This is a genomic window from Bradyrhizobium sp. WSM2793, from assembly GCF_000379585.1.
Lineage (GTDB): Bacteria > Pseudomonadota > Alphaproteobacteria > Rhizobiales > Xanthobacteraceae > Bradyrhizobium.
This window is the reverse complement of the sequence record NZ_KB902773.1, coordinates 173,573-195,482: the sequence shown is the minus strand read 5'-3', so window position 1 is coordinate 195,482 and position 21,910 is coordinate 173,573. Positions and strand designations below refer to the sequence as shown.

The window sequence follows — 21,910 nt, the reverse complement described above, 5'->3', positions numbered from 1 at the left end:
CGGTCGTACGTCGTTTCGAGCGCGGGCTGGGAGTTGCGGTGGACGCGGGCGGCGTTAAGGCGGAGCTTGCGTGTGCAGGGCGAGAGAACCTCGTGAGCATGCGTGACCTGCGAAGACGAACGGCGCCCATGTCCGGCGGAGCCTCTTGGCGAAGCCGGATGGCCTGCGTACGGCAAAACCGTGTGGTCCTGGCCGTCGTTGCTACGGTCAAGCCTTTCGCGGAGATGCGAGCGAGGCCAACCGGGCAGACTGCATCATCCAATTCGCGGGGCGAGGGAGGCCAGAAGGAAAGTTCGGCTCCCGGGAGAGCGCGGCATATTGGCCGTCAGACCATCGCGCAGGGAAGGCCTGGTTTCGGCTGCCCTGTGTCTCCCCTGTGCATTGCGTGTGCAATCTGTTCAGCACGGGGGTCTTTACGGGTGCCAGCCGGCGCCCGGCCTTCCCTGCGCCCTTTCCTTCGAGAGGGTGAGGAGAGCAGCATCACTCGGGCAAAACATGCCGCGAGGACGCGGGCGCGCGTCCGCGGGTTGCCTGCGAAATGACCTTCCGTGCGAGCATGATGCGTCGGCTTCAGTGGAGGTGGTCGTCGCTTCCGGAATCTGCCTTGATGCGATTTCGACGTGGAGGGAGTGACAATATGAGCGGCTTGGTGATCTCTGGCGGCCGGGTGGTAGATCCCGCGAGTGGGATGGACGCCGTCGGTGACGTGGCGGTGCTGGACGGCAAGGTCGCCGCGGTCGGTACGGGCCTCGGCGGCGCCGAGCGCGTGATCGACGCGACCGGGCTCGTGGTCGCCCCCGGCTTCATCGACCTGCACGCCCATGGCCAATCGATCCCGGCGGACCGCATGCAGGCGTTCGACGGGGTGACGACGACGCTCGATCTCGAGGCCGGCGTGCTGCCGGTCGGGTCCTGGTACGAGCGTCAGGCGAGAAAAGGCCGCGTGCTGAACTACGGCGCCGCCACCAACTGGGCGTTTGCGCGCATCGGCGCAATGACCGGCTCCAATGCGGAGAGTTCGCTGGAGGCGTTCGGCAACGCCATGCGCGACCGCCGCTGGATGGACAACGTGGCGAGTGATGCGGAGGTCGCCGGCATTCTCGAGCGTCTCGGGCGCGGTCTCGACGAAGGCGGCATCGGTATCGGCATCCTCAATGCCTACGCGCCGGGCGCCGGCGTGCAGGAGCTGACCGCGGTCTGCCAGCTCGCCGCCGCCAAGGACGTGCCGACCTTCACCCACGTCGCCTTCATGTCGCGCATCGACCCCGAGAGTGCGGTGGAAGCCTATATCCGTCTGATCGGCTATGCCGGCGCCACCGGCGCGCACATGCACATCTGCCATTTCAACTCGTCGAGCAAGACCGACGTCGAGCGTTGCCGCGTGCTGATCGCGAAAGCGCAGGCGCAGGGCCTGCCCATCACGGTCGAGGCCTATCCTTATGGCACCGGCTCGACCGTGCTGGCCGCCGCCTTCTTCAGCGACCCCGAATTCGTCGAACGCAACGGCACCGGCTACGACTCGGTGCAGCGCGTGACCGACGGCTATCGCTTCCACGACCGCGAGGAGCTCCTGAAGGCGCAGGCCGAAGAGCCGTCCTCGCTGGTGCTCTGGCACATCCTCGACATCGAGAACAATTCGCATCACCGCGACCTGCTCGACATGTCGGTGCTGTATCCCGGCGGCGCGATCGCGTCCGATGCGATGCCGTGGACGACGTCGGACGGCAAGACCTACACCGGCGATGCCTGGCCGCTGCCTGACGATGCCACCTCGCATCCGCGCTCGGCCGGCTGCTTCACCCGCTTCATCCGCGAATGGGTGCGCGAGCGCAAGACCGTGTCGCTGCTCGAAGGCGTGCGCAAATGCGCGCTGATCCCGGCGGAAATCCTGTCGCAGAGCACGCCGGCGATGCGCGCCAAGGGTCGGCTGACGAAGGGCGCGGACGCCGACATCGTCGTGTTCGACTACGAAAAACTCTCGGACCGCGCGACCTTCACGGCGATGAACCGTCCGTCCGAAGGCGTGCGGCATCTCGTGGTCAGCGGCCAGATGCTGATCAGCGACGGCGTGCTGGACCTCGCGGCGCGTCCGGGTCAGCCGGTGCGCCGGCCCGTGGTCGGGGGCTGACCCGTGCCGGTCCCCATTCTCCTGGTGACGGGCTTTCTGGGGGCGGGCAAGACCACGGTCGTGAATCATCTCCTGGCGCATGCGGAGGGACGGCGGATCGCCGCGATCGTCAACGATTTCGGCGCCATCAACATCGATGCGGAGCTGATCGCGGGCGCCAGCGACGGCGTGGTCAGTCTCGCCAATGGCTGCATCTGCTGCTCGCTCGAAGGCGATCTGCTGCGCACGCTCTCGACGCTGCTGCGGCGCGATCCGAAGCCCGAACACATCGTCATCGAGACCAGCGGCGTCGCCGATCCCGCCGACATCGTCCGCAATCTGATGGACCCCGTGATCCTGCGCGAGGCGCCGCTGGAGACGGTGCTGTGCGTGATCGACGCCGCGACACCGCCGGCCGCCCTGGACGACGCTCTCCAGCGCTCGCAATTGCGCGTCGCCGATATCGTGGCCTTGACCAAGCTGGATCTGGCGGACGAGGGCGCGGGGGCGCGGATGCGTCAAGCCATCCGCGCCTTGCGCCTTCCCGCCGTGGTGGTCGATGCGCCACATGGCGAGATTCCGTCCGCGCTCCTGTTCCCCGCGAACGTCGAGCGTGCGCCCGCGCCGCGTGATCCGGGCCCGAAACGACCGGCAGAAGAGCGCTTCGAGACGCTGAGCTGGACCTCGGACCGCCCGATCTCGCTGCCGCGCCTGCAGCAGGCCATCGGCCGTCTCGCGCCGAAGCTGGCGCGTGCGAAAGGCCTGTTCGAGACGGTCGAGCAGCCCGGCCGCCAGATGGTGTTTCAATTCGCCGCCGGCCGCGCCACGCTCGCCCCGGGCGATGCGCCCGCGCCGGGCGTGCCGCGCGCACGGATCGTCTTCATCGCCGAGCTCGGGGTGCTGTCGAAAGCCGAGCTCGACGGCATCATGGAAGCGTGCGTTGCTGGCGAGTAGGGCAATCCGCGCCGATCGCAGGGCGTATCAGGCGCCTCAATCCTCGATCGGCAGGGCACCGGCAGGTCCGCCCAGCTCACGCGAACTGCGCCAGCCCATGACCGACGGACCAGTTCTCCTTGGGGGCATCGAGCACGTTCACGAACACGTCCTCGGGCCGGACGCCCGGGCTTTCGCCGAGAAGGTCCGCGATCCGGCGATACAGCGCCTTCTTCTGCTCAGGGGTTCGCGAGGCGAACACGGTGATCTGGATCAGCACCGCGTCGTCGCTGCGCTCGACGCCGTAGGCATTGCCGCAGCGGAAATTCGCCGGCTCATGCTCGGTGATGGCCATGAACGCGTCGTCCACGGGCACATTCAGCGCCTCGCGCATGGCGCGGTAGAGGCCGTCGAGAATCGCCTGCCGGTAGGCTTGCGGCTTGCCGGCGCGCATCGAGATGTGGAGCAGAGGCATCGCGCGTCCCTTTGCATGCGGGTCCGACCAGCAAGGCGAATGCGTACGCCGCTGTTCGGTCCAGTGCTGAAACGGGCTATCAATTCCAATTGGTTTTTGACACGATGTCGAGAAAGCATGTTCTTGACGTCGTGTCAAATACTTCCCCAAAGGAGCCGAGCTTGAGGCCGCGCGAATTCGACCATGACGATGTCCTGCGCATTGCGTTCGACCAGTTCTGGAGCAAGGGCGTGCGCGGCACCTCGCTGTCGGACATCGCGCGCGATGCCGGCGTCCAGCGCGGCAGCCTTTACAACGCCTTCGGCAGCAAGGAAGCGCTGTTCCTGCAGGCCTATGAACGCTATGCGGAGGATTATCTCCTCGCGCTGCAGAAGGCGCTCGGGACGGGCGGCCTGCGAAAGCGCCTCACCGCTTTCTTCGATCTGACCATCACCAACTTTCGCTCGGGCACGCCGCCGCGCGGATGTCCGACCACGCGCGGCCTGATGGAGCTCGGCGCCGCGGAAGGAGAGGGGTTGGACGAAGAAGCGCGCCAGGTATTTGCGGGCCTTATCTCGCGCATCACAGCACTGGTTCAGGACACGTTGTCGGCAGGCGCCGAGCGCGGCGAGTTCAACGGCAATGCCGGGGCCGCGGCGCTGCACATCGTCACCGTGACGCGCGGTCTCGCCGTGCTCGAACGTGCCTTCGGCGACGAGCCGCAATTGCGCAAGATCGCTGCGCACACCATCGATCTCCTGCTCGGCAGGAAGGGCGGCTAGCGCATGATCCGGAAAAGTGTGAAGCGGTTTTCCGGAAAGATCATGCGCAAACAACAGCCCTCAGCACAAGGCCAGCGCGTTGACCGCCCGCGTCGCCGCAGCTTCCTTGGCCGAGCCGACGAAGGCGCAGACGATGGATTCGAGCTCGCCCGGCTGCTTGCGCCGCGCGACCGCCAGCAATCGCATCAATTCCGTCTCGTCCTTCGACAGCCGACGACAGGACGGCGGCATGAAGCACAGTTCGCATGGCCGGCCGCTGCGCAAGATTCTGACCAGCGCGGCCACGCGCGCGACCAGCAGCGGACTATCGGCAATATCAGGCGCCTCGTCGGCAAAGCGATAGGCGGCTTCCCAGCAATCGGAGGCGCCGGTGGTGTAGGCCGCTCCGATGAAGCGGAACAGCGACAGCGCGACGCGGCAGAAATCATCATAGCTGTCGACGCAGGGGCGCGCTCCAAGCGCGGCCTGGAGCGGACAGAGACGCGATGGGCCGGCGTCCGGCACCGAGGCGCAAATAGCTGAGGTCATGACCGATCTCGTCAGTGCAATGTCGGGCTTCCGACCAGCCAGCTCTTCATCGCCATGGTGCGGTCATGGTCGAGGGATCGCACCTGCCGGTCGGGCAGGATGAGGCCTGCCATGCGGAAGATCGTGGCGAGCCCCCGCACGGGCGCCAGCGCCCAATCGGCGCCAACCGGCGGCAGCCAGCTCTCGAATCGTTCGCGCACGATGTCGATGCGATCCTGTTGGGCCGCGGCGATGGCCTGCAGAATCCCGCGCTCGCTGTCCGACATGCGCGGACAGGTCGGGCAATGCACTTCGATCGCGGTATGGGCCGTGCAGGCGAAGATCTCGATGATGGATTCCAGCGAGAGCACGGCATCGCCCACGCGGAAATGGTCGTACACCTCCTGGATATCGGCTGCAGTCGGAACGGCGCCTCCGCTGCGTGCCTTGGCCCGGAATCCCCAGATGAAGAGCCGTTCCGCCGCACTGAGCGCGGGAAGGTCGAGAGATCCTGATGATGTCGATTGATGCATGAAACCTCTGGCCCTTGGCTGCGCTCACGCCACAGCTGGCGCTGATTGTCTGCATCGATCGTTCTGCCGGAGCCCTCTCCAAGTCAACGCTCGCAGGGGTGATATCGAGGTCTTCTAGTTTTGAAGAGGTTTATATTCGAAGACGGGCGCGGCGCCGCGAGGGTGCGAAAACCGTGCGCGGCCGCCGGGCTTCGGCGGCCGCCTGGGAACCCGAATGCTTAAAGCTTTGCTAAGGGGATCGGGATAATCTGGCATGTCTGTCCCGCCAAATTTCGTGAGCTCCGATGATTTTCTCCCGCATCAGTTTCAAGCTGGTCCTGATTGTCGGCATCAGCCTCCTCGGCATGATCGCCCTGGCACCGATCGCCTTGTCGACCCTGCGCACGCAGATGGTCGCCGATCGCCAGGCCAAGACGCAGCAGATGGTCGATGTCGGCTACGGCATCCTCGCCCACTACCAAAAGCTCGAGAGCGAGGGGAAATTCCCGCGCGAGCAGGCCCAGGCCGCCGCGATCGCCGAGATCAAGAGCCTGCGCTACGACAAGGTCGAGTATTTCTGGATCAACGACATGGCCCCCAAGATGGTCATGCATCCGATCAAACCGGAGCTCGACGGCAAGGATCTCTCCGGCATGAAGGATCCCGCCGGCAACGCGCTGTTCATGGGCTTCGTCGACGTCGTCAAGAAGCAGGGCGCGGGCTTCTACGGCTACCTCTGGCCGAAGCCCGGCTTCGACCAGCCGGTCGGGAAAATCTCCTATGTGAAGGGCTTTGCGCCCTGGGGCTGGATCATCGGCACCGGCATCTATCTCGACGATGTCGACGCCGTCTTCCGCCAGGCCGCGACGACGTTCGGCTATGTCTGTCTGGCCGTGCTGGTCCTGGTTCTCGGCGCGTCCTTCGTGATCGGCCGCAGCGTGACCCGGCCGCTGGCAAAAATCACCGCGCTGACCGAGCGGCTTGCCGCCGGCGACAGCGCGTTCGAGGTGCCCTATACCGACCGCAACAACGAGGTCGGCGCGCTCGCCAAGGCGCTCGCCGTGTTCAAGGACAATGCCTCGGCCGTCGGCCGCATGCATGCCGAGCAGCAGGAGCTGAAGCAGCGGGCCGACGACGAGAAGCGCAAGGCCATGACTGACCTCGCCGGCAAGTTCGAGGCGAGCGTCCAGGCCGTCGTCCGCGATGTCTTCAACGAGGCGCGCGCGATGCAGCAGGCCGCGCAGGGCATGTCGGAAACCGCGGACAAGGCGACCGACCGCGCGAGCTTCGTCGCCTCCGCCTGCCAGCAAGCCTCGAGCAACGTGCAGACGGTGGCCTCCGCCGCCGGCCAGCTGTCGTCCTCGATCTCGGAGATCAGCCAGCGCGTCGCACAGGCCGCGACGGTGGCCGACAAGGCCGCCGCCGACGGCCAGCGCACCAACGACACCGTGCAGGGGCTGGCAGCGGCCGCGCACAAGATCGGCGAGGTCATCGACCTCATCAACCAGATCGCCTCGCAGACCAATCTGCTCGCGCTCAACGCCACCATCGAGGCGGCGCGCGCCGGCGAAGCCGGCAAGGGCTTTGCGGTGGTTGCGAGCGAAGTGAAGTCGCTGGCGAGCCAGACCGCGAAGGCGACCGACGAGATCGGCGCGCAGATCACCGCGATCCAGGCCGAGACCAACCAGGTCGTCGGCAACATCGAGAGCATCCGCGCCACCATCATGGAGGTCAACGAGATCTCCTCGTCGATCGCCGCCGCGGTCGAGGAGCAGGGCGCCGCGACGCAGGCGATCGCCCACAGCGTGCAGGAGGCTGCCTCCGGAACCGATCAGGTCTCGCAGAACATCTCCGGCGTCACCGACGCGACCGCGGCGACCGGCCAGGCCGCAGGCCTCGTGCTGCAATCGAGCGGCCGGCTGACGCAGAAGCTGCAATCGCTCGAAAACGAGGTCAGCGCTTTCGTCGCGGGCGTGCGCGCAGCGTAACGAAACGCGCTGCGAGAGACTTTCTTTTTCCGCGTCGCGGCATCGGCCGCGACGCCGATGCTGTTTTTCTTGACATGACCTCTGCCGTGCTCGACGTGTAGCGATGTCGATTGACGGCACGTGCGTGCCTTCGAAAAGAAAAGCAACACGGGAAAGACGTCATGAGCACGGGCCTCAACGAGAAGGATTATCTCGCCACATTGCGTGGCCTGTGGGAGAAGGCCTGGCCGAACGGCATGCCGCGTTCGCCGAATTATCTGCACGGCGAAGTTCCCTTGACGGAATATCTGCGCGCCTGGGCGAAGCGCAGCCCGGAGCGGCCCGCAATCATCTTCTACGGCCACGTCACCACCTACGCGGAGCTCGACCGGCAGAGCGACCGTTTTGCGGCGCTGCTGCAAGCCAAGGGCGTCAGCAAGGGTGACCGCGTCGCCGTGTTCCTGCCGAACTGCCCGCAATTCCACATCGTGTTCTTCGGCATTTTGAAGCTCGGCGCGATCCATGTCCCCGTCAGCCCGCTGTCGCGCGCGTTCGAGCTGTCCTACGAGCTGAACGACACCCAGGCCGAAATAATCGTGGCGCTCGACCAGCTCGTCCCCGTCGTCGAGCAGGTGAAAGGCGAGGTGCGCCTGCGCGAAATCATCGTCACCAGCTTCGCCGACGTCATTCCGGTAACGCCCGCGTTCCCCACGCCGGACTCGATCCGCGCGCCGCGCGTTGCGGTCCCGGGCGCGACCGATCTGCTGCCGACGCTGGCGGCAATGCCCACGCCTATGCCGCTGCCGCCGCCTGGGCTCGATGACGTTGCCGCGCTCAACTACACCGGCGGCACCACCGGCATGCCCAAGGGCTGCGTCCATACCCATCGCGACATGGTGTACACGGCCGCGGCCAATTACGGCATCTCGGTGCTGTCCGACGAGAGCAGCGTGTTCCTGTCGTTCTTTCCGGAATTCTGGATCGCCGGCGAGAACTTTGGCCTGATCTTCCCGCTGTTCTCCGGCGCGACGCTGGTGCTGCTGGCGCGCTGGGATGCCGTCGGCGCGATGGCGGCGATCGACAAGTACAAGGTCACGATCACCGCGATGCCGGTCGACGGCGCGGTCGAGCTGATGGACCATCCGCGCTGGAGCGAGTTCGATCTGTCGTCGCTGCAGCAGGTCCGCGTCGTCTCCTTCGTCAAGAAGCTCAACGCCGATTATCGCAAGCGCTGGAAGGGTCTGACCGGCACGATCCTGATGGAGGCGGCATGGGGCATGACGGAAACCCACACCTCCAACACCTTCACGGCGGGCTTCCAGGATAACGATTTCGACCTCAACAATCAGCCGATCTTCGTCGGCCTGCCGGTCCCCGGCGCCGAGTTCAAGATCACCGATTTCGAGACCGGCGCATTGCTGCCGCTCGGCGCGGAAGGCGAGATCCGCGTGCGCACGCCGTCGCTGCTGAAGAGCTACTGGAACAAGCCGGAGGCGACCTCCGAGTCGCTCGTCGACGGTTGGCTGCGCACCGGCGATATCGGCACCATCGACAAGGACGGTTTTCTGCACTTCCTCGGCCGCCGCAAGGAGATGCTGAAGGTCAAGGGCATGAGCGTGTTTCCGCCGGAGATCGAGGCGCTGCTCGGCCAGCATCCGAAAGTGCTGGGATCGGGCGTGGTCGGGCGCGACGATCCTGACAAGGGCCAGGTGCCGGTGGCCTATATCCAGCTCAAGCCGGAGGCGGTCGGCACCATCTCTGCGGAAGATCTGCGCGCCTGGTGCGCCGAGCGCATGGCCGTCTACAAGATCCCGGAAGTGCGTATTATCGATGCCCTGCCGCTGACGGCGACGGGCAAGGTGAAGAAGCAGGACCTCGATTCGAATCTTCCTGCTGCTGTCTGAATGAGAGAGACGATGTCGTTCAAGAAACTCCTGATCGCCAATCGCGGCGAGATCGCCATCCGCATCGCGCGCGCGGCGGCCGATGCCGGCATCGCGACCGTTGCGATCCATCCTACTGATGATGCGCTGTCGCTGCACGTGCGTGTGGCCGACGAGGCGGTCGAAATCCCCGGCCGCGGCGCCCGGGCCTATCTCGACATCGATGCGGTGGTGACGGCGGCGAAAAGCGTCGGGTGCGATGCCGTGCATCCCGGCTACGGCTTCCTCAGCGAGAACGCCGCATTCGCCAAGGCGTGCGCGGACGTGGGCCTCACCTTCGTCGGGCCGAAGCCGGCGGCGCTCGAATTGTTCGGCGACAAGGTCGCGGCGCGGCAACTGGCAAAGCGTTGCGGCGTGCTGATCATTGCCGGCACCAGCGGGCCGTCCTCGTTGGAGGAGATCACGGCGTTCTTCGCTTCGCTCGGCAGCCATGCTGCGATCGTGATCAAGGCCATGGCCGGCGGCGGTGGGCGCGGCATGCGCGTGGTCGAGAGCGCGGCCGATCTCGCGGAAGCCTATGCACGCTGCCAGTCCGAGGCCAAGGCGGCCTTCGGCTTCGACGGCGTCTATGCGGAACGGCTGATCCGGCAGGCGCGCCATATCGAGGTGCAGATCATCGGCGATCGTCACGGCGCGATCTCTCATCTCTGGGAGCGTGAATGCACCATCCAGCGCCGGCACCAGAAGCTGATCGAGGTGGCGCCGAGCCCGTCGCTGAGTGATCCCTTGCGCGGCCGCATCATCGAGGCAGCGAAGCAGCTTGCGGCGGCGGCGGCTTACGACAATCTCGGCACGTTCGAGTTCCTGGTCGACGGCACGGCCGAGGACAGTTTTGCCTTCATCGAGGCCAATCCGCGGCTGCAGGTCGAGCACACCGTCACCGAAGAGGTGCTCGGGCTCGACCTCGTCCGCGCCCAGCTCGCGGTCGCGGCGGGCAGCACGCTCGCCTCGCTCGACCTTGCGCAGGGATCGATCCCGAAGCCGCGCGGCCATGCCATGCAGCTCCGCGTCAACATGGAAACGCTGGATGAGACCGGCGCGACGCATCCGACCGGCGGCGTGCTCGCCGTTTTCGAGCCCCCATCAGGCCCCGGAGTTCGTGTCGATAGTTTTGGTTACGCCGGCTACAAGACCAGCGCGGCCTTTGACTCGCTACTGGCGAAAGTCATCGTGCATACGCCGGGCGAAGCCTGGCATGATGTGGTCGCGAAGGCATCGCGTGCCCTGCGCGAGTTCCGGATCGACGGCGTGGTCACCAATATCGCCTTCCTCCAGGCGGTGCTGGCGCATCCTGATTTCAGGACCAACCATATCGCGACCGATTTCATCGATCGCAATATCGCAAAGCTTGTCGATGCCGCCGATGGCGCGGCCAAGCCGCTTTATTTTGCGCCAACCGAAGGAAGTGGCGTTCACGGTGCCGAGACGCACATCGCGCAAGTGGTGCCCGAAGGCACGGTGATGGTCGCCGCACCGTTGCAGGGGACCATCGTCACCATTCAGGTGAAGGAGGGCGAGATCGTGCGCCCCGGCCAGCAGCTCGCCGTGATCGAGTCCATGAAGATGGAGCATCTGGTGATGGCCGAGCAGGGCGGCCGGGTCATGACGCTCGTTGCCAGTGATGGCGCCACGCTGATGCATGGCGAGGCAATCCTCTATCTGGAACCGCTCGACGTTGCGGCCGACAGCACAGCGGCGGAAACCGACATCGATCTCGACCACGTCCGCCCCGACCTCGCCGAGCTGATCGCCCGCCAGGCCAACACGCTGGATGGGAATCGCCCCGCCTCGGTCGAGCGCCGCCGCAACACCAACCAGCGCACCGCGCGCGAGAACGTCGCCCAGCTCGTCGACGAAGGCTCGTTCATGGAATATGGCAGCCTCGCCATCGCGGCGCAGCGCCGCCGGCGCAAACTCGACGATCTCATCAAGAACACGCCGGCCGACGGCCTCGTCATGGGCGTCGCCACGGTGAATGACGAGAAGTTCGGACCCGAGGGCGCGCGCTGCATCGTTGTGGCCTATGACTACACCGTGCTCGCGGGCACGCAGGGCCACATGAACCACAAGAAGATCGACCGCATGCTGACCCTTGCGGAAGACTGGCGCGTGCCGCTGGTGTTCTATGCCGAAGGCGGCGGCGGCCGGCCCGGCGACACCGACCGGCTCGGTATGACCGGGCTCGACGGTCCGTCCTTCGTGCAATTCGCAAGGCTCTCCGGCCTCGTGCCCGTGATTGGTGTCGTCTCCGGCTATTGCTTCGCCGGCAACGCCGCGATGCTTGGCTGCTGCGACGTGATCATCGCCACCAAGAACGCCTCGATCGGAATGGGCGGCCCTGCGATGATCGAAGGCGGCGGTCTCGGCGTCTATCATCCGGCCGAGGTCGGCCCGGTCTCGTTCCAGTCGCCGAACGGCGTCATCGACATCCTCGTCGAAGACGAGGAGGAGGCGACATCCGTCGCGCAAAAGTATCTGTCCTATTTCCAGGGCGCGGTGACGGAGTGGGAGGCCGCCGACCAGCGCCTGCTCCGACGCGCCATCCCCGAAAACCGGCTGCGCGTCTACGACATCCGCAGCGTGATCGACCTCGTCGCCGACAAGGATTCCGTGCTGGAGCTGCGCCGCGACTACGGCGTCGGCATGATCACCGCGCTGATCCGCATCGAAGGAAAGCCGTTCGGCCTGATCGCCAACAATCCGCGCCATCTCGGCGGCGCCATCGACGCCGATGCCGGCGATAAGGCTGCCCGCTTCCTCCAGCTCTGCGACGCGTTCGACTTGCCCGTCGTCTCGCTCTGCGACACGCCCGGCTTCATGGTCGGCCCGGAAGCCGAGAAGACCGCGATCGTGCGCCATGTCTCGCGCATGTTCGTCACGGGCGCGAGCCTCACCGTGCCCTTGTTCGGCATCGTGCTGCGCAAGGGCTACGGTCTCGGCGCGCAGTCGATGATCGGCGGCGGCTTCCACGCCTCGTTCTTCACCGCGGCCTGGCCGACCGGCGAATTCGGCGGCATGGGCCTGGAGGGCTACGTCCGCCTCGGCTTCCGCAAGGAGATGGAGGCGATCACTGATCCCGAGGAGCGCGAGACCTATTACCGCAACAAGGTCGCCGAGCTCTATGCCAACGGCAAGGCGGTCTCGATCGCATCGGTATTCGAGATCGACAACGTGATCGACCCCGCCGAGACGCGCCGCTGGATCATGGCCGGACTCCGTTCGGTGCCGAAGCCGGCGGCCAGGGTCGGGAAGAAGCGGCCGTGTATCGACACGTGGTGAGGGCGGTGCAGCAAGCACGAGTCGCTTAAGGCACTCTTTATCCAAATCGTCATGCCCGGGCAGAAGCGCGAAGCGCGTCTTCGCGCCAGATGTCCCGGGCATCCACGTTCTTTCGCATCCGCGGTAACGAGTGGATGGCCGGGACAAGCCCGGCCATGACGGCGCTGGGCCCGTGTGCCTTCATCCTCGTTCCCGGTTCCCGATTGACATCCCCGCCTGTGGTGCCAGACTTTGCACAATAATACAGGGTGGAGACGTCCGCGATGGCCAGCCTGTCGGCCTCGAACCATGTCGCCCGTGTCTTGTCCGTCGCCAATCAATTGGCCGACGTCGATGCCTCTTCGCGCATTGCCGATTCCTGGCGGCGCTGCCTGATCAGCCACAAGCTCGACCCCGCCCGGCAGGGACCGCCGCAGACGCTGACCGAGGCCGAGGTCCGGCATGTCGCCGAACCCATGGAGCAGCTGATCCAGCTCGCGACGCCGGAGCTCGAAGACCTCGCGCGGGTGCTGCGCGAGGCCGGCTATTGCGTCAATCTCGCCGACCCTAGCGCTACGATGCTGTGGAGCCGGCTGCCCGGCCCGGCCGATACTGAAATCTTCATGCGCTGGAAGGTCTATACCGGCTCGAATTTTTCCGAGGCTTTCGAAGGCACCAACGGGCTAGGCACCGCGCTCGCGGAGCAGAAGCCGATCCTGGTGCATCGTGACGAGCATTTTCGCGCGCAGTGGCACATGTTCTCCTGCGCCGTGGCGCCGCTGTTCGACCAGGCCGGTCGCCTCGCCGGTGCCGTGAACATCACCTCATGCCGAGAGGATCTCGAGCGCGCTGCGCATCAGCTCGCGCTCGCGGTGACGATGGAGGCGACGCGGCGCATGGAGGGTGCGATCTTCCGCGGTCATTTCCGCAACGCCTGGATCGCGACCGTGCCGGGCGACGGCGGCAGCGGTCTGCTCGCCTATGACGACGATCGCCGCATCGTCGGCGCTTGCCGTTCGGCGCGCGCACTGCTGGGTCTCACCGACGGCCTGATCGCATCCGGCATCGATCTGTCGCGCTACGTCAAGTTCGATCATCATGCCGGCCGCGGCGCGGACGAGACGGTCGAGTTGCGCCGCGCCGATGGCAGTGCGTTAGGGCGAGGGCATGTTGCGCCGCCGCTGCGGGCGAGATCATCGGCGCGCCCGCTCGCACCGCGCCGCGATGCACCTGTCGATCGCTTCGACGCCCTGCATCGGCTCGCCGGCCGCGATCCCGGGCTGATCAGAAGCGTGAAGCGGCTCCGAAGCATCGGCGATCACAATCTGCCGGTGCTGCTCCATGGCGAGACCGGCGTCGGCAAGGATGTGTTCGCGCGCGCCATTCACGCCGCCAGCAACCGCGCGCGCAGCAATTATGTGGCGCTGAACTGCGCGGCGATGCCGGAGAGCCTGATCGACGCCGAGCTGTTCGGCTACGAGGCCGGCGCCTTCACCGGCGCGCGGCGCGACGGCTCGAAGGGCCTGATCGTGCAGGCCGACGGCGGCACGCTGTTCCTCGACGAAATCGGCGATATGCCGATCGCGCTGCAGACTCGCTTGTTGCGCGTGCTGGAAAACCGCGAGGTCTGGCCGCTTGGCGCGCTCAAGCCTGTGGCCGTCGACATCCGCCTCATCAGCGCAACCCACCGTGATCTCGGCCGCATGGCCGAAGAAGGCGGCTTCCGCGCCGACCTCTATTTCCGCCTGCGCGGCCTCGAGGTGCGGCTGCCAGCCTTGCGCGAGCGTGCCGACCGGGACGACGTCATCCGCCAGATCGCGCGCGAGGAGGCGCCGAACTGCAGGCTTTCGGACCAGGCGTGGTCGCAACTCTCGGCCTATTCCTATCCCGGCAACATGCGCCAACTTCGCCACGTGCTGCGGCTCGCCGGTTGCACGGCGGAGAACGGGGTCATCACCGAGGCGGATCTGGATCTGCCGCCGTTCGGAGGACGGGCGGCGGAGCCGGATCTTGCAAGCGCCGAGCGCGCCACGGTCGTGGAAGCCTTGCGCCAGCATGGCGGCCGCGTGACGGCGGCGGCCCGCGCGCTGAAGCTCAGCCGCGCCACGCTGTATCGGAAGATCAAGCACCTGAAGATCGAGACGGCGCAGTAGGGATCAGCTGCACGTGGCGCGCGTTCTCCGCTGGCTCGGAATCGTAGGGTGGGCAAAGGCGCGCTTGCGCCGTGCCCACCATCTCTAACCGAATGTTGCAGTACGTGGGCACGCTTCGCTTTGCCCACCCTACGATACTGTATTCGCAGCGAGAGTGACGATTAAGAAAAATCCGTCCAGCTCAGATGCCGTGAATCGAGGTCGCCGACCGTCACCGTTTCGCGCATCTCATGCGGCGTGTGAAAACTGCTGCGCAGGTACACCAGTGGCGCTGCGGACGCCAAATGCGACACGCCGCGCACTTCGCCGACGAAGATCGAATGCGTCGTCGTCTCGAACTCCTGCGCCAGCACGCAGTCGAATGCGGCGACCGCATCCGTCAGCACCGGGGCGCCGGTCGCGCCGCGCGTCCATTGCCCGAACGCAAAACGGTCGTCGCCGTTGACGCCCTTCTGGCCGCTGAAGGTCAGCGCGAGCAGGGCGTGGTCCTCGTGCAGGAAGTTGATCGCGAACGCGCCTTCCTCGCGGATGCGCGCATGTGCGCTGGCGTTGCGGTTGACGCAGACGATCAGCGACGGTGGGGAGTCCGACAGCGAGCAGGCCGACGTCACCGTCAACCCCGTGCGCCTGCCGTGCTCGGCGCCGACCGTGACCAGCGCGACGGCGCCGGCACATTGGCGCATCGCCTGCTTGAAATCCTTTGCGTCGAGAGGATTGGCGTCGACCGTCACGCGGAAATCTCCGAAGATAGAAGCGGGTGCGACACGATTGCGCCGCACCCGTTGGGCGTCAAGCCGCCTTCTTCGCGGAGCCGAGATGCGCAAGGCGCGGCATCACCTCGTTCTTCAGCAGCGAGAGCGAGTGGTGCCAGGCTTCCGCCTTGTGCTTGTAGTCGAAGCCGAACACCAGCAGCACGCCGAAGCCGCCGACCTCGTCGTAGATCTTCTCGATCTTCTCGGCGACGGTCGCGGGCGAGCCGACGATCCAGTTCCGCTTGGCGCAATATTCGACCGTGACGTCGCTGTCGGGGACATCGGGGGCGTGCTTGAGATAATCCTTGAAGCCGAAATGGCCGAGCAGCGGCAGGAAGTACTCGCTCATCATCCGGCCCATCATGTCGCCGGTCGAGAGCTTCCAGGCTTCCTCGTCGGTGTCGGCGACGAACACCTCGCGCACCAGGCGCCAGTCCTGCCGGTTCGGCTTGCGCCCGGTCTTGGCGGCGCCGACCTCGACCGAGTCCCAATGGCTGGAGACATAGGCCGGGTTGAGGTTGAGGCTCATCGGGATGAAGCCGCGCTCGCCGGCGAGCTTCAGCGTGTCCGAGTTCTTCGACAGCCCGGCAACGCCGATCGGCGGATGCGGCGCCTGCAACGGCTTGATGTGGGGCTTGAGGAAGTCGAACATTGTGTCCGGCTTGGTCACCGTCCAGAATTTGCCCTTGTGAGTGAAGGGTGCCGGCTCGGTCCACAGCTTCAGGATGATCTCCAGCGCCTCGCGGGTCATGTCGCGGTTCTGCCCGCTCATGCCGTCGACGTTGAACATCGCCCAGTCGCTCGGTAGCCCCGAAGCTGCGACGCCGAAATTGAGCCGGCCCTCGGAGAGATGGTCGAGCATCGCGACGCGGTTGGCGAGCTCGGCCGGATGGTGATAGGGCAGCAGGAATCCGCCCGGCCCGATGCGAAGCTTCTTGGTCTGCATCAAGGCCTGCGCTATCAGAAGGTCCGGCGTGGGATTGGGTTCCCAGGGCGCGGTGTGGTGCTCGCCGACCCAGGCTTCCTGATAGCCGAGCTCGTCGAGCCAGCGCATGACCTGCAGGTCCCAGTCGTTCCCTTCCTTCAGGCCGCACTCCGGCGGATGCGAAGGCATCGTGAAATAGCCGATCTCCATGGGTTTCCTCATCTGATGTTGACGCGTCTTGTCGCGCGTTGACGGAGTTGAGCAACAAAGCTTCAGCAAGCGCTGTGCCAGCACGGCGGAGCCTCGAATTGCGGAGAAAGGGCTGGTTTGCCCGCACAATAGCCGGTATCTCGGCGGTAGACCCGCAAGACGTCGTCTCACTGTCGCGAGACGGCGTCCCAGCCGTGAGACGAGGACAGTTTCGCATGACCGAACCCGCTTATGTCGCGGTGGACTGGGGCACCAGCAGCTTTCGGCTGTGGCTGGTCGATCGTGCCGGCGAGGTGCTGACTGAGCGGCGCAGCGGCGAGGGCATGCTGGCGGCGGCGAAGGCCGGCTTTTCCGCCGTGCTGCGATCGCATCTTGCGGCGATCGAGGCGCCGGATCATCTGCCGGTTCTCGTCTGCGGCATGGCCGGTGCCAGGGACGGCTGGGTCGAAGCCGGCTATGTCGACACGCCAGCGCCGCTGGCGGCCATCCTGAAACAGGCCGTGCGCGTCCCCGGCGAAGCGCGCGACATCCGCATCCTGCCCGGCATCGCGCAGCGCGAGACAAAAGCGCCGGACGTGATGCGCGGCGAGGAAACGCAGCTGCTCGGCACGCTCGGCCTCAAGGCCGCGGGCGAGGCGCTGGTCTGCATGCCCGGCACGCATTCGAAATGGGTGCGCGTGAAGGACGGCGTGGTCGAACGCTTCTCCACCTTCATGACAGGCGAGCTGTTCAGCGCCGTCTCGCGCGAGACCATCCTGTCGCTCGCGGTCGCCGGCGCCGACGAGGCCGAGGATGTCGCGAGCTTCAAGGCGGCGGTGAAAGCCGCGTATGAGGCGCCCGCCTTTGTCGCCAATCACTTGTTCGGCGCGCGCTCGCGCCAGCTGCTGTTCGGCGGCACGCCGGCCGCGGCGCGCGAGACGCTGTCGGGCACGTTGATCGGCGCCGAGCTGGCGGCGGGGCTCTCCGGCCCCGTTCCCCAAGCGGGCGTCGAGCTGATTGCATCGGGGCGGCTTGCGATGCTGTACCGGCTGGCGTTCGAGGCGCTGTCGGTCAACGCAATTCCGGTCGACGCGGATGAGGCCGTCCGCCGCGGCCTGTCGATGGCGGCTGCCGCCATCTGGACGAAGCAGAAGGACTTTTGAGATGAGCGTTCCCTTTCCGCCGATGAAGCGGCCGCTGGTTGCGATCCTGCGCGGCGTCAAGCCGGAGGAGACCGAGGCGATCGTCGCCGTGCTGATCGAGGCCGGCATGACCGCGATCGAAATTCCCCTGAACTCGCCCGATCCGTTCCGTTCCATCGCAACGGCCGTGAAGCAGGCGCCTTCAGGCGTGCTGATCGGCGCCGGCACGGTGCTGACCACCGCGGATGTCGATCGTCTCAACGACGTCGGCGGCAGGCTGATGGTCTCGCCGAATGTGGACACGCAGGTGCTCGCGCGTGCGCATCAGCACGGCATGGTGACCTTGCCTGGCGTGTTCTCGCCGACCGAGGCGCTGCTCGCGGCGCGCTCGAGCGCATCGGGCCTGAAATTCTTTCCGGCCAACGTGCTCGGCGCATCCGGCATCGCCGCGATCCGCGCCGTGCTGCCGCCAGGCGTCATGATTGCCGCGGTCGGCGGCGTCTCCGATCAGAATTTTGCGGAGTACATCGGGGGCGGCGTCACCGCCTTCGGGCTCGGCTCCAGCCTCTACAAGCCCGGCATGAGCGCGGCCGATGTCGCTGCGCGCGCGAAGGCAACGATCGCGGCTTACGATCGGGCAATTCAGAAAGATTGAACGGACAATAAACTAGCCGTGATCCTGACATGGCCTATTGTGCCACATAGTGTCGCGATGCTGACGTTTTGCGCATCGCATTATGTGACTGGCTGAATCAGGAGACCGACATGGCGATCAACAACGTGGCCGATCTGTTCGTGGCAACGCTCGAGCAGGCCGGCGTCAAGCGCATCTACGGCATCGTCGGCGACAGCTTGAACGCCTTGACCGAATCGCTGCGCCGCCGCGGCACGATCGAATGGATCCATGTCCGCCACGAGGAGGTCGCCGCGTTCGCCGCCGCCGGCGAAGCCGAGATGACCGGAAGCCTTGCGGTGTGCGCGGGCTCCTGCGGTCCCGGCAATCTGCATCTGATCAACGGCCTGTTCGACGCGCATCGCAGCCGCGTTCCCGTGCTGGCGATCGCGGCGCAGATCCCGACCGCCGAGATCGGCGGCGGTTATTTCCAGGAGACCCATCCGCAAAACCTGTTCCGTGAGTGCAGCCATTATTGCGAGCTGGTGTCCGACCCGAGCCAGCTTCCTTACGTGCTGGAGAATGCCATCCGCGCGGCGGTGGGCCTGCGCGGCGTCGCCGTCGTCGCCATGCCCGGCGACGTCGCATTCCGTAGCCCGCCCAAGCGCGCGCTGTCGACGACGCGCGGACTCGCGCTGTCGGCGCCGAAGGTGGTGCCGCAGGCCGATGAGCTGCAGGCGCTCGCCGAACTCCTCAACGGCACCGAGCGCGTCACCCTGTTCTGCGGCCGCGGCTGCGCCGGCGCGCATGCGCCCCTGATGCAGCTCGCCGAAGCACTGAAGAGTCCGATCGTGCATGCGCTCGGCGGCAAGGAGCATGTCGAGTACGACAATCCCTATGACGTCGGCATGACCGGCTTCATCGGCTTCTCCTCGGGCTATGCCGCCATGCACGCCTGCGACGCCCTGGTGATGCTCGGCACCGATTTTCCCTACAAGCAATTCTTTCCGACCGATGCGAAGATCGCGCAGGTCGACATCCGCCCGGAAAATCTGGGACGACGCTGCAAGATCGATCTCGGCCTCGTCGGCGACGTCAAGCTGACCATCGAGGCGCTGCTGCCCTTGCTGAAAGCAAAGACGCAGCGCAAGCATCTCGACGACGCCGTCGCGCACTACAAGAAGGCGCGCGAGGGCCTGGATTCGCTGGCCAAGGGCACGCCCGGCAGCAAGCCGATCCATCCGCAATATCTCGCAAAGGTCATCAGCGACCACGCATCCGACGATGCGGTCTTCACCGCCGATGTCGGCACGCCCACGGTGTGGGCCGCGCGCTATCTCGACATGAACGGCCGCCGCCGGCTGGTCGGCTCCTTCGTGCACGGCTCGATGGCCAACGCCATGCCGCAGGCGATCGGTGCGCAGGCCGCCCAGCCCGGCCGCCAGGTGATCTCGCTCTCCGGCGACGGCGGCTTCACCATGATGATGGGCGATCTGATCACGCTGACGCAAATGAAGCTGCCGGTGAAGGTCGTGATCTTCAACAACGGCGTGCTCGGCTTCGTCGCGCTGGAGATGAAGGCGGCGGGTTTCGTCGACACCAATGTCGACCTGGAGAATCCCGATTTCGCGGCGATGGCGCGCGCAATGGGCATCTTCGCCAAACGCGTCGAGGACCCCGGCGAGCTCCCCGGTGCGGTCAAGGAGATGCTGGCCCATGACGGGCCCGCGCTGCTCGACGTCGTCACCGCCAAGCAGGAGCTGTCGATGCCGCCGACCATCACGCCCGAACAGATCAAGGGATTCAGCCTCTGGGTCCTGCGCGCGGTGATGAACGGCCGCGGCGACGAGGTGCTCGACCTCGCGAAGACGAATCTGCTGCCGCGTTAGCCCCGCTTCACCGACGGCGCGGGCAGTCGCTCGTGGCGGTTCTGGAAGCGTTGCCAGTGCATCACTGAGCCGATCAGCAGGGCCGGCACGAAGCCGAGCAGGATCAGGAAGTGCGGCAGCTCCTTCGGCGAGACGAAGGCGATGGCGATGTCCGAGATCAGCCAGAGCGCCGCGAACATCACCGCAAAGTCCGTTCGCGGGCAGCGCAGGTAGTAGAACACGGCGGTGATGACGATCGCGGGTCCGATCGCCACGCCGATCATGATCGCGGTCAGCTCCTTCGGCGTCAACGCGTCGAGCATCATCGAGGCCAGCAGCCAGAGTGCGGCGAACATGGCGACGATGTCGAGCGGATGCCGCAATCCAATACCTCTCGCGGGGACGTGCTATCGTTGTGGCCGGGGCTGCGGCCGTCAAGTCAAAATGCGCTTATTCCTCGTCACTTCCGGGCGTCGGGCGCAGCATGAAATGGCCGAAGGCGGTGGCGATCGGCTTGTCCGCATCGTCCTGCCAGGCGCGCGCCTCGAAGGCGACGATGCGCCGGCCCTGCTTCACGATCGAGACGTTGGCAAACGTATCGAGCGCACGCCCGGAGCGCAGATAGTTGACGGTGAGCCCGATCGGCTTCGGCGGCGCGGCGGCGCCGAGCTCGCGCGCGACGCCGATGATGGCTGTGGTCTCGAGGAAGGCCCCGGTCATGCCGCCGTGGATCGCGGGCAGGATCGGGTTGCCGATGATTATTGGCGAGAACGGCATCGTCAGCGTGCCGTCGTCATTGACGCGGATGCCGAGCGCGCGCGCGAACGGGCTGCGCGCGAAGGGGCCATCCGGATCTTCCGGCGCCTCCAGCACCGGGATGCTGCGCGCATCCATCCTGCGGTCGGCGAGCATGTTGGTGCGGTTGGCGCCGATCATGAAGCAGGCGGTCGCAGTCGCTACCGGATCGTCCTCGGACTCCTGATAGGCGGTGGAGCGCACGAAGGCGATCGAGCGCGTGGTGCGGTAGCACACCGAATGCGCCTTGATGTCGAGGCCCGGCGTCGCCGGCTTCTGATAGTCGATGCGCAGGTCGAGGGTGGCGATCGCGCGCGTGCCGTCGAGCGCAAGTTGCACCGCCATGCCGCAGCTCTCGTCCAGCATCGCGGTGACGACGCCGCCATGCAGCACGCCGGTCTCGGTGTCGCCGACGAAGACCGGCCGGTAGGGCAGGCTGGACCAGGCCTCAGCTGGTGCAAAGCGGTCGAGCTGGAGCCCGCTGATATGGCCGTAATCGGAGCGGCGGCCCTTGATGGCGTCGGCGAGTTCCTCGAATGGGAGCGTGGGCGGTATGGTGCTCATGGGGATGTTCTAGACCAGTGTCGGGCGCCGCGCAAAACCCCGAATTGGCCTCGACAGAGCGGGCCGAAGCACCGATGGTGGGCGCTCCGTTCGCCGACTAGCCGCAAGGAGCGCCCATGGCCGACCCCGAAACGCCTGCCAACAATCAGGGGCCCGTCACCATTTCGAGCTCCAGCTCGGAGCGGGCGCCGATCATCTATTTCGATGGCGCGTCCTGCTTCGGTCATCACAACGGCGCGATCCAGATCGAGCTCGCCGCTAACTTGCTCATGCCGGTCGGTGCCGCGGTCAGGGTCGACGTGATCCAGACCGCGCACCTTCGCTGCAGCGTGGCCGCCGCGCTGGCGCTGCGCGAAGCCCTCGACAAGGCGCTGGCGATGTACCGGCAGGGCCAGCAGCAGCCGGTGACGGAGGAGATACCGGCGGTGAAGAATTGAGATCGCAAT

General features: G+C 66.1%; 18 protein-coding genes. 11 read left to right on the top strand and 7 right to left on the bottom strand.

Annotated elements, in window-relative coordinates:
• Positions 1-637 precede the first annotated feature (637 nt).
• Together A3AS_RS0109055 and A3AS_RS0109050 are read left to right on the top strand one after the other, a co-directional pair.
• A complete protein-coding gene (locus tag A3AS_RS0109055; RefSeq protein ID WP_026201820.1) occupies positions 638-2,128 on the top strand; it encodes an amidohydrolase family protein in 1,491 nt (496 codons plus the stop codon).
• A 3-nt stretch (positions 2,129-2,131) separates the two neighbouring features.
• On the top strand, positions 2,132-3,061 hold the full coding sequence (locus A3AS_RS0109050) for a GTP-binding protein (protein ID WP_018317277.1): 930 nt from the start codon (positions 2,132-2,134) through the stop codon (positions 3,059-3,061).
• Between the two features lie 76 nt (positions 3,062-3,137).
• Here the strand turns inward: A3AS_RS0109050 and A3AS_RS0109045 are convergent, their stop codons facing one another.
• Positions 3,138-3,515 carry a tautomerase family protein gene (locus tag A3AS_RS0109045; protein ID WP_018317276.1) on the bottom strand — a complete coding sequence of 126 codons (378 nt, stop codon included), beginning with the start codon at positions 3,513-3,515 and terminating at the stop codon, positions 3,138-3,140.
• A gap of 161 nt (positions 3,516-3,676) precedes the next feature.
• Between A3AS_RS0109045 and A3AS_RS0109040 the strand changes: the two genes are divergently transcribed.
• Complete coding sequence (locus tag A3AS_RS0109040; RefSeq protein WP_018317275.1) at positions 3,677-4,276, top strand: TetR/AcrR family transcriptional regulator; 600 nt, start codon at positions 3,677-3,679, stop codon at positions 4,274-4,276.
• Between the two features lie 60 nt (positions 4,277-4,336).
• On the opposite strand, the gene A3AS_RS0109035 is transcribed toward A3AS_RS0109040, so the two are convergent.
• Positions 4,337-4,804 carry a hypothetical protein gene (locus tag A3AS_RS0109035; protein ID WP_018317274.1) on the bottom strand — a complete coding sequence of 156 codons (468 nt, stop codon included), beginning with the start codon at positions 4,802-4,804 and terminating at the stop codon, positions 4,337-4,339.
• An 11-nt stretch (positions 4,805-4,815) separates the two neighbouring features.
• The gene (locus A3AS_RS0109030; protein ID WP_018317273.1) at positions 4,816-5,316 is read right to left on the bottom strand and encodes a hypothetical protein; all 501 of its coding nucleotides are present in this window, start codon (positions 5,314-5,316) and stop codon (positions 4,816-4,818) included.
• A 284-nt stretch (positions 5,317-5,600) separates the two neighbouring features.
• On the opposite strand from A3AS_RS0109030, the gene A3AS_RS0109025 reads away from it, so the two are divergent.
• From A3AS_RS0109025 to A3AS_RS0109010, 4 genes are all read left to right on the top strand, one after another.
• A complete protein-coding gene (locus A3AS_RS0109025) occupies positions 5,601-7,283 on the top strand; it encodes a methyl-accepting chemotaxis protein (RefSeq protein ID WP_018317272.1) in 1,683 nt (560 codons plus the stop codon).
• A gap of 161 nt (positions 7,284-7,444) precedes the next feature.
• Entirely contained in the window at positions 7,445-9,166 is a 1,722-nt protein-coding gene (locus A3AS_RS0109020; protein WP_018317271.1) for an AMP-binding protein, read from the top strand.
• Positions 9,167-9,178: 12 nt separating this feature from the next.
• On the top strand, positions 9,179-12,484 hold the full coding sequence (locus A3AS_RS0109015; RefSeq protein ID WP_026201819.1) for a carboxyl transferase domain-containing protein: 3,306 nt from the start codon (positions 9,179-9,181) through the stop codon (positions 12,482-12,484).
• A 263-nt stretch (positions 12,485-12,747) separates the two neighbouring features.
• A complete protein-coding gene (locus A3AS_RS0109010) occupies positions 12,748-14,616 on the top strand; it encodes a sigma-54-dependent Fis family transcriptional regulator (protein WP_026201818.1) in 1,869 nt (622 codons plus the stop codon).
• A 161-nt stretch (positions 14,617-14,777) separates the two neighbouring features.
• On the opposite strand, the gene A3AS_RS0109005 is transcribed toward A3AS_RS0109010, so the two are convergent.
• Positions 14,778-15,347, bottom strand: coding sequence for a flavin reductase family protein (locus tag A3AS_RS0109005; RefSeq protein ID WP_018317268.1), 570 nt, complete (start codon positions 15,345-15,347; stop codon positions 14,778-14,780).
• 58 nt (positions 15,348-15,405) lie between these two features.
• Entirely contained in the window at positions 15,406-16,503 is a 1,098-nt protein-coding gene (locus A3AS_RS0109000) for an LLM class flavin-dependent oxidoreductase (protein ID WP_018317267.1), read from the bottom strand.
• 215 nt (positions 16,504-16,718) lie between these two features.
• Here A3AS_RS0109000 and A3AS_RS0108995 point away from each other — a divergent pair, with 215 nt between their 5' ends.
• The 3 genes from A3AS_RS0108995 to poxB all read left to right on the top strand — a co-directional run bounded on the left by A3AS_RS0108995 (position 16,719) and on the right by poxB (position 20,126).
• On the top strand, positions 16,719-17,645 hold the full coding sequence (locus A3AS_RS0108995) for a 2-dehydro-3-deoxygalactonokinase (RefSeq protein ID WP_018317266.1): 927 nt from the start codon (positions 16,719-16,721) through the stop codon (positions 17,643-17,645).
• 1 nt (position 17,646) lies between these two features.
• Positions 17,647-18,279: a 2-dehydro-3-deoxy-6-phosphogalactonate aldolase gene (locus A3AS_RS0108990; protein WP_018317265.1), complete on the top strand. Its 633-nt coding sequence runs from the start codon at positions 17,647-17,649 to the stop codon at positions 18,277-18,279.
• Positions 18,280-18,389: 110 nt separating this feature from the next.
• Positions 18,390-20,126 (top strand): ubiquinone-dependent pyruvate dehydrogenase, encoded by a 1,737-nt coding sequence (poxB, locus tag A3AS_RS0108985; RefSeq protein ID WP_018317264.1) that lies wholly within the window; start codon positions 18,390-18,392, stop codon positions 20,124-20,126.
• Here poxB and A3AS_RS0108980 read toward each other — a convergent pair.
• Both A3AS_RS0108980 and A3AS_RS0108975 read right to left on the bottom strand, forming a co-directional pair.
• The gene (locus A3AS_RS0108980) at positions 20,123-20,488 is read right to left on the bottom strand and encodes a hypothetical protein (protein ID WP_018317263.1); all 366 of its coding nucleotides are present in this window, start codon (positions 20,486-20,488) and stop codon (positions 20,123-20,125) included. The two genes, poxB and A3AS_RS0108980, sit on opposite strands and share 4 nt — an antisense overlap.
• A 67-nt stretch (positions 20,489-20,555) precedes the next feature.
• Positions 20,556-21,464, bottom strand: a complete 909-nt coding sequence (locus tag A3AS_RS0108975) for a PaaI family thioesterase (RefSeq protein WP_018317262.1) — start codon at positions 21,462-21,464, stop codon at positions 20,556-20,558.
• Between the two features lie 116 nt (positions 21,465-21,580).
• Here A3AS_RS0108975 and A3AS_RS48210 point away from each other — a divergent pair, with 116 nt between their 5' ends.
• Complete coding sequence (locus A3AS_RS48210) at positions 21,581-21,901, top strand: hypothetical protein (RefSeq protein ID WP_018317261.1); 321 nt, start codon at positions 21,581-21,583, stop codon at positions 21,899-21,901.
• Positions 21,902-21,910: the final 9 nt, after the last annotated feature.